Source organism: Enterobacter sp. GD03975, from assembly GCF_029838645.1.
In the GTDB taxonomy this organism is placed as follows: domain Bacteria; phylum Pseudomonadota; class Gammaproteobacteria; order Enterobacterales; family Enterobacteriaceae; genus Enterobacter; species Enterobacter quasihormaechei.
Genome location: NZ_JAOBZC010000006.1, coordinates 108,511 through 121,843, shown reverse-complemented (window position 1 = coordinate 121,843; position 13,333 = coordinate 108,511). Strand labels below are relative to the sequence as shown.

The following is a 13,333-nucleotide window of genomic DNA, read 5'->3' as shown; positions in this document are numbered from 1 at the left end:
TAAAACTTAAATAATTAAATCTGGAGGAGATAGATTTAATTATAATAACGCCTAATAAGCAGACTAAATCTATATTTACCTGCGTGATGTATTTATTAAATTAATCATATATTAAATAACTATATGTAAATAAAAAAAGGGCGAATCGTATCGCCCTCTTTTAAACGTGCTAAGTCGCCTGATTACGCCGCTTTCACCGCATCTGCGATTCGATGCGCAAACTCGGTGACCTGCGCTTCATCCTCACCTTCCACCATTACGCGGATCAATGGTTCAGTACCTGACTTACGCAGCAGGACGCGACCGCGGCTGCCAAGCGCAGCTTCAACGTCTGCCATCACCGCTTTCACGTTATCATTTTCCAGCGGATCGCCTTTACCGGCAGTGAAACGCACGTTCACCAGGATCTGCGGGAACATTTTCATGCCGCTGCAAAGGTCGTGCAGGCTCATGTGGTTACGCGCCATCGCGGCAACCACCTGAAGCGCCGCCACAATACCGTCACCGGTGGTGGTTTTATCGAGCAGGATCACGTGGCCGGAGTTTTCCGCGCCAATACGCCAGCCTTTCTCCTGGAGTTTTTCCAGCACGTAGCGGTCGCCCACTTTCGCGCGAACAAACGGAATACCCAGCTGTTTCAGCGCCAGCTCCAGGCCCATATTGCTCATCAGCGTGCCCACCGCACCGCCGCGCAGTTGCCCCTGACGCAGGCCTTCACGGGCAATGATGTAGAGGATCTGATCGCCATCGACCTTGTTACCTTCGTGGTCAACCATGATCACGCGGTCGCCGTCGCCGTCCAGGGCGATACCCAGATCGGCTTTTTCAGCCAGCACGCGCGCCTGCAAGGCACGCACGTCCGTCGCCCCGACTTCTTCGTTGATGTTCAGGCCGTCCGGCTCGCAGCCGATGGTGATCACTTTCGCGCCCAGCTCGCGGAAAACATTCGGCGCGATGTGGTAAGTCGCACCGTTTGCACAGTCCACCACAATTTTAAGGTGTGCCAGGCTCAGTTCATTCGGGAAAGTGCCTTTGCAGAATTCAATGTAGCGGCCTGCGGCATCGACGATTCGGTTTGCTTTACCCAGCTCAGCGGAGTCGACGCAGGTGATCTCTTTTTCCATTTCCGCTTCAATCGCCTCTTCTACGTCATCCGGCAGCTTGGTGCCGTCGATGGAGAAGAATTTGATACCGTTGTCATAAAACGGGTTATGAGAAGCTGAAATGACGATACCCGCTTCCGCACGGAAGGTGCGGGTCAGATAGGCTACAGCAGGGGTCGGCATTGGACCCGTAAAGGAAGCTGAAAGCCCCGCCGCCGCCAGCCCGGCTTCCAGCGCGGACTCCAGCATATAACCCGAAATACGGGTGTCTTTCCCAATAATGATCTTACGGGATCCATGACGCGCCAGTACCTTACCCGCCGCCCAGCCCAGCTTCAGGACAAAGTCAGGGGTAATTGGCGCATCGCCTACGCGCCCACGGATGCCATCGGTACCAAAATATTTACGATTACTCATAGCGTTTGTTTTCCTTCGCTGCCAGTGTGGCTTCTACCACACGCATGGCTTCTACTGTTTCTTTTACGTCATGGACACGAATGATGTGTGCACCTTGCATCGCGGCAATCACCGCGCAGGCCAGACTGCCGCTCAGACGTTCGCTCGGCCCAACATTCAGTAACTGACCAATCATCGATTTTCTCGACATTCCCACCAGCAGTGGCAGGCCGAACTGATGAAATTCTGATAAGCGCGCAAGCAACGCGTAATTGTGGGAGAGATTTTTACCGAAACCGAAGCCCGGGTCGAGCAGCAATTTCTCTTTTGCGATACCCGCACGTTCACAACGCTCGATATGCTCAATAAAGAAGCGGCTGACGTCAGCGAATACATCTTCATACCTTGGCGCCTCCTGCATCGTCTTCGGCTGCCCCTGCATATGCATCAGGCACACCGGTAGCCCGGTTTCCGCGGCAGCTTCAATCGCGCCCGGCTCGGTAAGCGAGCGGATATCATTGATAATGTGAGCGCCCACTCTCGCCACTTCACGGATCACTTCGGGTTTAGAGGTATCCACGGAGATCCACACTTCAAAGCGCTGGGCGATAGCTTCCACCACCGGCACCACGCGCGCCAGCTCTTCTTCCACCGAAACGTCCGCCGCGCCAGGCCGCGTTGATTCCCCGCCAACGTCAATGATGGTGGCGCCCGCGTTGATCATTAAATTCGCGTGCTTAACCGCGTCGATGAGCGAGTTATGCGTGCCGCCGTCAGAGAAGGAATCAGGCGTGACGTTCAGGATCCCCATCACATGCGGATGTGAAAGGTCGAGATGCGAGTCCTGGGCGAAGAGTTTCATGGTGAATTCCCTGGAATTAATATGGTTAAACAGATAAGAAAAAACCCCGGAGCAAGCTCCAGGGTTTGAGGTACAGACAAACGCTTCAACAGCAGTGACTTACTTGTCGCCCAACTGCTCTGACATGGTGTTGCCCGGGTTTGGCGTACGCGGTTCATCGACCGGACGCGGCGCACGCGGGGTGCCATTGTTGTCAGAATTGTTAGACGCACCTGGGTCTTCCCAGCCTGCTGGCGGACGCACTTCGCGGCGAGCCATCAGGTCGTCAATCTGCGGAGCATCGATGGTCTCATATTTCATGAGCGCATCTTTCATCGAATGCAGGATGTCCATATTGTCGTTCAGGATCTGACGGGCGCGAGCGTAGTTACGCTCAATCAGCGCTTTCACTTCCTGGTCGATGATACGTGCCGTTTCATCGGACATATGTTTCGCTTTCGCCACAGAGCGGCCCAGGAACACTTCGCCCTCTTCCTCTGCATACAGCAGCGGACCGAGTTTGTCGGAGAAGCCCCACTGCGTCACCATGTTACGCGCCAGGTTTGTCGCCACTTTAATGTCGTTCGACGCACCGGTGGAAACATGTTCCGCACCGTAGATAATCTCTTCCGCCAGACGACCGCCGTACAGGGTTGAAATCTGACTTTCCAGCTTCTGACGGCTGGCGCTGATTGCGTCGCCTTCAGGCAGGAAGAAGGTCACACCCAGTGCACGACCGCGCGGAATAATCGTTACCTTGTGTACCGGATCGTGTTCCGGCACCAGACGGCCAATAATCGCGTGACCTGCTTCATGATACGCCGTGGACTCTTTCTGCGCTTCCGTCATCACCATGGAGCGACGTTCCGCACCCATCATGATTTTGTCTTTCGCTTTCTCGAACTCCACCATGGACACCACGCGCTTGTTACCGCGAGCGGCGAACAGTGCAGCTTCGTTGACCAGGTTAGCCAGGTCTGCACCGGAGAAGCCTGGAGTACCGCGCGCAATGATAGCCGCGTCGATATCTGGCGCCAGCGGTACGCGACGCATGTGCACTTTCAGAATCTGTTCACGACCACGTACATCCGGCAGACCGACCACAACCTGACGGTCGAAACGACCTGGACGCAGCAGCGCAGGGTCGAGGACGTCCGGACGGTTAGTTGCCGCGATAACGATAATACCTTCGTTACCTTCGAAGCCGTCCATCTCAACCAGCATCTGGTTCAGGGTCTGCTCACGCTCATCGTGACCACCACCCAGGCCTGCGCCACGCTGGCGGCCTACGGCGTCGATTTCATCGATGAAGATGATGCACGGTGCTGCTTTCTTGGCCTGCTCGAACATGTCACGCACACGAGATGCACCGACACCCACGAACATTTCAACAAAGTCAGAACCTGAAATAGTAAAGAACGGCACCTTCGCTTCACCCGCGATGGCTTTCGCCAGCAGGGTTTTACCGGTACCCGGAGGGCCGACCATCAGGACGCCTTTCGGGATCTTACCGCCCAGTTTCTGGAAACGGCTCGGCTCGCGCAGGTATTCAACCAGTTCACCGACCTCTTCTTTCGCTTCGTCACAGCCTGCAACGTCCGCAAACGTGGTCTTGATCTGGTCTTCCGTCAGCATACGCGCCTTGCTCTTACCGAACGACATGGCACCTTTGCCACCGCCGCCCTGCATCTGGCGCATAAAGAAGATCCAGACGCCAATAAGAAGCAGCATCGGGAACCAGGAAATGAAGATAGAAGCCAGCAGGCTTGGTTCTTCTGGCGGCTCGCCTACCACTTTGACGTTTTTGGTCAGAAGGTTATCAAGCAGCTTAGGATCGTTCACCGGGATGTAAGTCGTGTAACGGTTACTATCTTTCTTGGTAACGTTGATCTCACGTCCGTTGATACGCGCTTCGCGAACCTGGTCCTGATTGACCTCTTGCAGGAAGGTAGAATAATCCACCTTGCGGCCATTCGACTCGCTGGGCCCAAAGCTCTGGAATACTGACATCAGCACAACGGCAATGACCAGCCAGAGTATTAGGTTTTTCGCCATGTCACTCAAGGGATTAACCTCACATTACAACTGTGTTAAAAACAGCGTCAGGATACTCTATATCCAGTTTCATTCAAACTTTCGTCTGAAATCTCCCGGTTATCATTTTCGCCCGGTCGCTACAATATACACTTCACGGGAACGGGCCCGGGAAGAGTCCGGCTTACGAACTTTGACCTTCGCAAACAGGGAGCGAATTTCCTTAAGATACTCCTCGAAACCTTCGCCCTGAAACACCTTCACAACAAAACTACCACCAGGCGCTAGTACATCACGACACATTTCTAACGCTAGTTCCACCAGATACATGGCGCGGGGGATATCCACCGCCGGTGTTCCGCACATATTTGGTGCCATATCCGACATGACAACCTGGACCTTGCTGTCACCAACACGATCAAGTAATGCTTTAAGCACTAATTCATCACGAAAGTCGCCCTGAAGGAAGTCGACACCAACGATGGGATCCATTGGTAAAAGATCGCATGCGATGATTCGTCCCGTTCCGCCGATCTGCGTAACCGCATACTGGGACCATCCGCCAGGTGCCGCACCGAGGTCGACTACTGTCATTCCCGGTTTAAAAAGTTTGTCACTTTGCTGTATTTCATCAAGTTTAAACCAGGCGCGGGAACGCAACCCCTTTTTCTGCGCCTGTTGAACATATTTATCGCTAAAGTGTTCCTGAAGCCAGCGGCTGGAGCTGGCAGAACGCTTTTTACCTGTCATTTAACATTTCCGTCCTGGTTCATCGTTGCTTGCCTGTGACGTAAATTTCTACGCAGCTATTTGGCGATATTAGGGAGATGGCGGTAGAATGAACCGTTTTCAATCCCAACGTAAGCAAAAATATACGATGAATCTGAGTACTAAACAAAAACAGCACCTTAAAGGTCTGGCACATCCGCTCAAGCCTGTAGTGATGCTTGGCAACAATGGTTTGACCGAAGGGGTGCTTGCCGAGATTGAACAAGCGCTGGAACACCACGAGCTGATCAAGGTGAAAATCGCCTCTGAAGACAGAGACACTAAAAACCTGATCGTGGAAGCCATCGTGCGCGAAACCGGCGCCTGTAATGTACAGGTCATCGGTAAAACGCTGGTGCTCTATCGCCCATCTAAAGAGCGTAAAATCTCGCTGCCACGTTAAGGATATCCTGAATCAATCACATTTTCTGTGTGAAACGAGGGATTTCTTTCAGCAGGCGAGCAAAATGCCATGCTCCTTGAGTTGATAAAAGGCCGCTATGCGGCCTTTTTCTTTTCTTTACAATGTATCAACATCTTAGAAGAGAAGCGAATTACAGGTATTCAACCTTAATAATTTCGTATTCCACTTCGCCGCCCGGGGTGCGGATCGTCACAACATCGTCCTGCTCTTTGCCAATCAGGCCGCGAGCAATCGGGGAGTTCACCGAAATCAGGTTCTGTTTGAAGTCCGCTTCGTCATCACCCACGATGCGGTAGGTTTGTTCTTCGTCGTTGTCCAGATTCAGGACGGTGACGGTAGAGCCGAAGATCACGCGACCGTTGTTGGGCATTTTAGTGATATCGATAACCTGCGCATTGGACAGTTTCGCTTCGATATCTTTGATGCGCCCCTCACAGAAGCCCTGCTGTTCACGCGCCGCGTGGTATTCAGCATTCTCTTTCAGGTCGCCATGCTCACGCGCATCCGCGATAGCGGCGATGATTTCAGGGCGACGTACGGATTTCAAAAAATCCAGCTCTTCGCGCAGTTTTTCGGCACCACGTAAGGTCATCGGAATAGCTTGCATTTGTTATACCTCTTAAACATTCCTGTTGGGAGCAGTGTTCCCTGCTCCAGCCCACCTGAACAGGCCAGAAGCAAAAAGAAAACCGACCCGGGAGCAACGCCCCAGGTCAGCAGCAATTTTTCAGTTTGATACGCATTTTACCGCGAAGTTCACTATGGGTCATCGTTTACTTTACAGTGCCATGCACCGTAGTATGACGGTTTGTTTTCGGGTTGTTAGCGCGAGATTATGCGATTTTCCAGTTTTATCATCGGATTGACCACCAGTATAACGTTCACCGTTCAGGCCGCGAATGTTGATGAGTACATTAATCAGCTGCCCGCCGGCGCGAACCTTGCCCTGATGGTGCAGAAGGTTGGCGCGCAGGCCCCCCAGATTGACTATCACAGTCAACAGATGGCGCTGCCTGCGAGTACCCAGAAGGTGATCACTGCCCTCGCCGCCCTGCTCCAGCTCGGGCCTGACTTCCGTTTTACCACCACCCTAGAAACTAAAGGTAACGTCACGGGTGGCGAACTGAAAGGCGATCTTATCGCCCGTTTTGGTGGCGATCCCACCTTTAAGCGCCAGGATGTCCGCAACATGGTGGCGGCGCTAAAAAAATCCGGCGTGACAAAAATCGACGGTAACGTGCTAATCGACACCTCCATTTTCGCCAGCCACGATAAAGCGCCCGGCTGGCCATGGAATGACATGACGCAGTGCTTTAGCGCCCCGCCAGCCGCCGCAATCGTCGACCGTAACTGCTTCTCCGTTTCGCTTTACAGCGCGCCTAAGCCCAATGACTTAGCGTTTATTCGCGTTGCCTCATACTACCCGGTCACGATGTTCAGCCAGGTACGGACGCTGGCGAAAGGCTCCCCGGAGGCGCAGTATTGCGAGCTGGACGTGGTACCGGGCGATCTCAACCGCTATACGCTCACCGGCTGCCTGACCCAGCGAGCTGACCCGCTGCCGCTGGCCTTCGCCATTCAGGACGGTGCGGGCTACGCCGGGGCCATTTTCAAAGACGAACTGAAGCAGGCGGGTATCACCTACACCGGAACGCTGCTGCGCCAGACGCAGGTGAATGAGCCAGGCACGGTGATCGCCAGCAAACAGTCTGCGCCACTGCATGATTTGCTTAAGATTATGCTGAAAAAGTCGGATAACATGATTGCCGACACGGTGTTCCGCATGATTGGGCACGCGCGCTTTGGCGTGCCGGGCACCTGGCGGGCCGGTTCTGACGCCGTACGTCAGATCCTGCGCCAGCAGGCGGGTATCGATCTGGGCAATACGATCGCCGTCGATGGTTCCGGTTTATCGCGCCATAACCTGATCTCGCCGGCAACCATGATGCAGGTATTGCAGTACATCGCTCAGCATGACGCTGAGCTAAACTTTATCACGATGCTGCCGCTGGCCGGGCACGACGGTTCACTTCAGTATCGCGCGGGGCTTCACGCTGCGGGCGTGGACGGCAAAGTGTCAGCCAAAACGGGTTCCTTGCAGGGTGTTTACAACCTTGCCGGTTTCATCACCACAGCCAGCGGGCAACGCATGGCATTTGTGCAGTATCTCTCCGGGTATGCCGTCGAACCGGCCGACCAGCGCAATCGTCGTATTCCACTGGTGCGTTTCGAAAGCCGGCTCTACAAAGACATCTATCAAAACAACTGATGTTCACGGTGGCCTGCTCCCAGGCAGGCCACCGCCTCGCACTATTTCTTGTTGGTCTGAATCACAGGAACGACTTTCACCTCAATGAGACCGATACCTATCTTTCTGGCCGGGGAGGTGTACATTTGCCCCAATACGCTGCCTTCACGGCTGAGCGTCGGCTCAGGCGGAGTAATCATAATTAAACGCGAGTATGAATCCCCTTTAAAGCGAAGCGTAACGCGGGTCGGCTTTTCACCGAAGCGCGCATACTGCGTCTGCTCGCCGATCTTCACCGCTACCGGTGCATCAATATTTTTGCCATACGCTTTTGCTTCAATCTCAACGTCAAATTCGGGCACAAACGGGGCTTTATACAGCAACAATATCGACGGCGACGTCAGTGCATCTGACCATCGTCCCCAGGGCTCCTGTCGTCCTAGCCCCATCACGTTTTCGATGAAAAGAGGTAGCCCGTCGAGATTGAACTTGAAGGTATCTGAAACATAACGGATCTCATCGGGTTTCATCTTCAGCAGCCCTTGCTCACGCTGATACGTCGCTGAATTCGTGGGACCATCATCAATGCTAACGTTGCCCTCGTATTGTTCATCCATTACCTCCTCGACTGTCACCTTTCCTCCGGCTTTACCTTGCGTGACGCACCATTTTTCAGAAAGCGAAAGGTCGTTACGCCACAGCGTTGCGGGGCGAAAACATTTATCGACCCACAGGAAACGTTCGCCTTCGGGTAAAAATGCCAGGGATTGTCTTAGCGATAGAGTTCTGCTGCTATCGTCAATAACCGGTAATACCTCATTCGGTTTTATATCAATCAAAATCGGCAAACTATAGGTGTGACCGCTAAATGAAATCTCATTCTTACGCGTATCCAGCGTAAAACGATCGATGCGATCCGGGATCCCCCACAGGCCTCGAATGCTGCCCCCCCAGGCATAAAGTTTATTCTTAAATTCCGGTATAGTTTCGGTGAGCGATTTTTCACTGGCGGAGCTTCGTCCTAGGCCTATTTTCGTTCCACCACCGAGCAGGTCCAGGACTGTCGCGCCATTATCAAGCGTGCTCCTTGGCTGCGACTTAATTTCGGCTTTTATCTTTGGTCCAAGCACAAAAAACAGATCCCGACGTTCAAGCTTATTAAGATAGTCCACGGAAACCGTCGTGCTGGGCATTGCCAGGTGATCCGACGAAAGCACAACGATCGTATTGTTGGCCCAGGGCGAAGACTGGATCCGCTGTACAAAGCGTGCAATATTTTCCTGACTACACAATACGGCACTTAGCGCATCAACCTTATGGCCTTCGATGGAATAACTGTTCTGACGACATCCTGGAGAAATGTAGCCTCTTGGAGGATGCGTATCGACCGTGAGTGCAAAAAGCGCAAAACGCTGCCCCGAGGAGGACAGTTCACTGAACTTTTCCCAGGCTTTATCCATAACAACACTGTCATACAGGCCCCAGTTATTCTGCACATCAAAATTATCCTTAAGCCCCGATTCGGTTAACCCCCAGGCATGCTTAATGCCATGCACTTTAAAGAAGGCATCTTTATCCGCGAAGTGAAGGTTGGCCCCCTGGTAGAAATAGGTTTCATATCCTGACTCGCTGAGTATATCACCCAGACATTTGCTCTCAGGATAAAAGCTCGTCACCGTATTCTGGCCATTAAACGCAGTGGGCTTAAAGAGTGGTAATCCGCACTGCGAGGCTACAATCCCCGCAATGGTGAAATCGGTGGCGGGCATTTGAAAAGTATTAGAAAAGTCCAAGCTCATGGACCTATGTTTATCCAAATCAGGAAGCAGATTGGGAAAAACAAGTTGATCAAAATAGGTCCGCTCCAGACTTTCGCCATAGATATAGACTAAATTATATTTTGGATTTTCAATAATGCCGGGTTGATTAAAATAGTACTGATTAAAGTCCGAACCATCTATTTTCGTCGTCATGAGCGTATTACCGCTAAGCTGAGAGAACGCCGGTGAGATAAACAGCGCGAGGGCGCTACAGCAAACAGAAAATAACGTAAATATCCAGCTTTGCTTACCGTCTGATTGACCACGAAAGAGAATACGATGGATGATAACAATAATCACTGCACATAAGACTAATGCAAATAAAGATGGCCAGATGTAATCACTTATTTCACCGCCTTCCATCGTTGTCGTTAGCGTGTAAAGCACAGATTCATTAACACCATCGCCGGTAAAATACTGGCAGACAACCCAAAAGCCATCCAGAAACACCGAACCGACGGTCATAACGAATATGAACAGGGACAGATAAGCGTTTTGATAAGATTTAAACCGATACAACGCTGTTGCAAAAACCATGCAACTCACTGAAAAGATTAATAAATAGAGTGAATCCATTCTCTTACTCGTTGATTATAAGACGTCAGTGGCAGAGACGTGATGAGTACAAGAGCAGCATTATAACTTTTGCTATAAGTTCTCCCTATTTAATAAAATTTAATTAGGAATATATTAAGGATTACAAACCGCAGAGGATAAGGGAGTACGCCTGAACCTTGCTTTCTGCCATAATCATTTCAGTAAAAGGACACGGGCTCGGAAGAACAGAGATGAAACTCCTTATCGTTGAAGACGATTTGTTATTACAGGAAGGGCTTGCGCTCGCGATGGCTAATGAAGGCTATGCGCTTGACCGTGCCGCCACGGCCGCTGAAGCAGAAGCCCTGATCCAGAGCGGAGAATACAGCCTGGTGATCCTGGACTTGGGCCTGCCAGATAAAGACGGCGCGACGCTGCTCTGCCAGTGGCGTCGTCGCGGAGTGGAAAATCCCGTATTGATTCTTACCGCCCGCGATGCCATTGAAGACAGAATTAACGGGCTGGATTCCGGGGCTGACGATTATCTGGTAAAACCCTTCGCCCTTGCCGAGCTACAGGCGCGCGTACGGGCACTGATTCGGCGCTATCAGGGCCACAGCGACAACCTGCTGACGGACGGGGATATCACCCTTAATCTGCAAACCCAGCAGGTGCTTCGCCAGTCTCAGCCTGTGGAAGTGACGCCAAAAGAGTTCGCTCTGCTAACGCGCCTGATCATGCGCAGCGGGCAGACCGTGCACCGTGAGACGCTGCAACAGGACATCTACTCCTGGCAGGACGATCCGGGTTCAAACACGCTTGAAGTGCACATTCATAATCTGCGGCGCAAGCTCGGTAAAGATCGTATCAAAACCGTACGCGGCGTGGGTTACCGTCTGGAGAGCCAGAAATGAACAGTATGCGCCGGCGATTAATGGTGTTGCTGGCGGTGATACTGCTCTTTTTTCAACTGATTAGCGTGGTGTGGCTGTGGCATGAGAGCCGCGAACAAATCGGTTTTCTGGTGAACGAAACGTTGTCTGCAAAAGCGCGCAACAACCATGTTGAAAAAGAGATCCGCGAAGCCATTGCCTCTCTGCTGGTCCCTTCTCTGGTGATGGTCGGTTTTACCCTGTTTTTCTCATTCTGGGCAGTCACCTGGATCACCCGGCCACTCAACCAACTTCGCGCCAGCCTTGCGAACCGCTCGGCGGATAATCTGACTCCCCTGCCGATGTATTCGGATATGGAAGAGATAGGCGCAGTAACCGCGTCGCTCAATCAACTGCTCGCCCGGCTGGACCACACTATCCAGCAGGAACGCCTGTTCACCGCCGATGCGGCGCACGAGTTACGAACGCCGCTTGCGGGGATCAGGCTTCATCTGGAGCTGATGGCCCAGTCCGGTTCTCCGCAAGCCACGCCACTCATAAGCCGTATCGACCAGCTGATGCATACGGTAGAACAGCTGCTGATGCTGGCGCGTGCCGGACAGGCGATGGCCAGCGGCCATTACGATACGGTGAACTGGACAGAGACTATTATTGCCCCGCTCAGACTGGAGCATGAAGCTAAAGAGCATACGGTGATATGGCCTGCTGAAAGCACGCTGACGGTGCAGGGAGATGCCGTTCTGTTACGTCTGATGTTAAGGAACCTTCTGGAGAATGCCGCCCGCTACAGCCCGGCAGGCACAACCATTGAAGTGGTATTAACGGCGACGGAAGGCGGTACCCGGGTCAGCGTTACCGATCAGGGGCCGGGTATAGATGAGGCGCACCGACAGTCGATTACCGAACCTTTCCGGCGTCTCGACCAGCGCTACGGCGGCAGCGGCCTTGGGCTAAGCATTGTACAGCGTATCGTGCAGCTCCATCATGGTCATTTAACGCTGGAGAACGGTGCTGAGGGCGGCTTAAATGCCTGCTGCTGGCTACCCGCGAAGATAGGATAAAAAAAAGCCCCGTCAGGGGCTTTATGCAGGGCTTAGTGCTTGTAAATGAACTCGACGCCTTCTTCGTCGTCTTCATCCCAGTCATCGTCCCAGTCTTCATCATCTTCTTCCGCTTCCAGCTCTTCGAGCTGCTGGCGGTGGTAGTCATCCCACATGAATTCGACTTTTTCAGGCTGTTTCGCTTCTTCTGCCTGAACAACCGGATTCTCGATGATAAAGGTCATTACATCCCAGCAGAGTTCTTTCACGCCAACCTGGCTGGCGGCAGAGATCAGATAGTACTTATCTTCCCAGCCCATCGCTTCGGCAATCGCTTTTGCCTTCGCTTCAGCTTCCGCTTTGTCCATCAGGTCGATCTTGTTGAACACCAGCCAGCGTGGTTTTTCCGCCAGTTTTTCACTGTATTTTTCAAGCTCGCCGATAATGATACGGGCGTTTTCAACCGGATCGGAACCGTCGATCGGATCGATGTCGATGAGGTGCAACAGTACGCGGCAACGCTCAAGGTGCTTCAGGAAGCGAATACCCAGACCGGCGCCTTCTGCCGCCCCTTCAATCAGACCTGGAATGTCAGCTACCACAAAGCTCTTTTCGTTATCCATACGAACAACGCCCAGGCTCGGCACCAGCGTAGTAAACGGATAGTCCGCCACTTTTGGTTTCGCCGCAGACACTGCACGGATAAACGTTGATTTACCGGCGTTTGGCATACCCAGCATACCTACGTCTGCCAACAGCATCAGTTCAAGTTGCAGGTCGCGCTTATCGCCCGGGGTACCCATCGTTTTCTGACGCGGGGTACGGTTAACGGACGATTTGAAACGGCTGTTACCCAGGCCGTGCCAGCCGCCTTTCGCCACCATCAGGCGCTGACCGTGTTTGGTCATATCACCCATGGTTTCGCCCGTGCCCTGATCGATGACACGCGTACCCACCGGCACTTTGATCGTCACGTCTTTACCGCGTTTACCGGTACAGTCGCGGCTCTGGCCGTTCTGGCCACGCTCGGCGCGGAAAGATTTTTCGAAACGGTAGTCGATCAGCGTGTTGAGGTTTTCATCCGCCTCCAGCCACACGTCACCGCCGTCACCGCCGTCACCGCCGTCAGGACCGCCACGAGGAATATATTTTTCACGGCGGAAGCTTACACAACCGTTACCGCCATCACCTGCCACGACCAGAATCGTCGCTTCATCAACAAACTTCAT

At 52.8% G+C, this 13,333-nt stretch carries 11 protein-coding genes; 4 read left to right on the top strand and 7 right to left on the bottom strand.

Annotated features, from left to right (window positions below; genetic code table 11):
- Window positions 1–182: 182 nt before the first annotated feature.
- The 4 genes from glmM to rlmE form a co-directional block, all read right to left on the bottom strand.
- The gene (glmM, locus tag N5C09_RS12635) at window positions 183–1,520 is read right to left on the bottom strand and encodes a phosphoglucosamine mutase (protein ID WP_006812119.1); all 1,338 of its coding nucleotides are present in this window, start codon (window positions 1,518–1,520) and stop codon (window positions 183–185) included.
- Window positions 1,513–2,361: a dihydropteroate synthase gene (gene folP / locus N5C09_RS12630; RefSeq protein WP_193037532.1), complete on the bottom strand. Its 849-nt coding sequence runs from the start codon at window positions 2,359–2,361 to the stop codon at window positions 1,513–1,515. Before folP ends, glmM begins: the two co-directional genes overlap by 8 nt.
- 99 nt (window positions 2,362–2,460) lie before the next feature.
- The gene (gene ftsH, locus N5C09_RS12625; protein WP_003861810.1) at window positions 2,461–4,395 is read right to left on the bottom strand and encodes an ATP-dependent zinc metalloprotease FtsH; all 1,935 of its coding nucleotides are present in this window, start codon (window positions 4,393–4,395) and stop codon (window positions 2,461–2,463) included.
- A 102-nt stretch (window positions 4,396–4,497) separates the two neighbouring features.
- Window positions 4,498–5,124, bottom strand: a complete 627-nt coding sequence (rlmE, locus tag N5C09_RS12620; protein ID WP_003861812.1) for a 23S rRNA (uridine(2552)-2'-O)-methyltransferase RlmE — start codon at window positions 5,122–5,124, stop codon at window positions 4,498–4,500.
- 127 nt (window positions 5,125–5,251) lie between these two features.
- On the opposite strand from rlmE, the gene yhbY reads away from it, so the two are divergent.
- A complete protein-coding gene (gene yhbY, locus N5C09_RS12615) occupies window positions 5,252–5,545 on the top strand; it encodes a ribosome assembly RNA-binding protein YhbY (RefSeq protein WP_003861814.1) in 294 nt (97 codons plus the stop codon).
- Window positions 5,546–5,696: 151 nt separating this feature from the next.
- On the opposite strand, the gene greA is transcribed toward yhbY, so the two are convergent.
- Window positions 5,697–6,173, bottom strand: coding sequence for a transcription elongation factor GreA (greA, locus tag N5C09_RS12610; RefSeq protein WP_014171793.1), 477 nt, complete (start codon window positions 6,171–6,173; stop codon window positions 5,697–5,699).
- A 228-nt stretch (window positions 6,174–6,401) separates the two neighbouring features.
- Between greA and dacB the strand changes: the two genes are divergently transcribed.
- On the top strand, window positions 6,402–7,835 hold the full coding sequence (gene dacB / locus N5C09_RS12605; RefSeq protein ID WP_279749150.1) for a serine-type D-Ala-D-Ala carboxypeptidase: 1,434 nt from the start codon (window positions 6,402–6,404) through the stop codon (window positions 7,833–7,835).
- A 41-nt stretch (window positions 7,836–7,876) separates the two neighbouring features.
- On the opposite strand, the gene opgB is transcribed toward dacB, so the two are convergent.
- A complete protein-coding gene (gene opgB, locus N5C09_RS12600) occupies window positions 7,877–10,210 on the bottom strand; it encodes a phosphatidylglycerol--membrane-oligosaccharide glycerophosphotransferase (RefSeq protein WP_279749149.1) in 2,334 nt (777 codons plus the stop codon).
- A 212-nt stretch (window positions 10,211–10,422) separates the two neighbouring features.
- On the opposite strand from opgB, the gene pmrA reads away from it, so the two are divergent.
- Window positions 10,423–11,085: a two-component system response regulator PmrA gene (gene pmrA / locus N5C09_RS12595; protein ID WP_279749148.1), complete on the top strand. Its 663-nt coding sequence runs from the start codon at window positions 10,423–10,425 to the stop codon at window positions 11,083–11,085.
- On the top strand, window positions 11,082–12,125 hold the full coding sequence (pmrB, locus tag N5C09_RS12590; RefSeq protein ID WP_279749147.1) for a two-component system sensor histidine kinase PmrB: 1,044 nt from the start codon (window positions 11,082–11,084) through the stop codon (window positions 12,123–12,125). Before pmrA ends, pmrB begins: the two co-directional genes overlap by 4 nt.
- Before the next feature lie 32 nt (window positions 12,126–12,157).
- Here the strand turns inward: pmrB and cgtA are convergent, their stop codons facing one another.
- On the bottom strand, window positions 12,158–13,333 hold the full coding sequence (gene cgtA / locus N5C09_RS12585; protein ID WP_063451039.1) for an Obg family GTPase CgtA: 1,176 nt from the start codon (window positions 13,331–13,333) through the stop codon (window positions 12,158–12,160).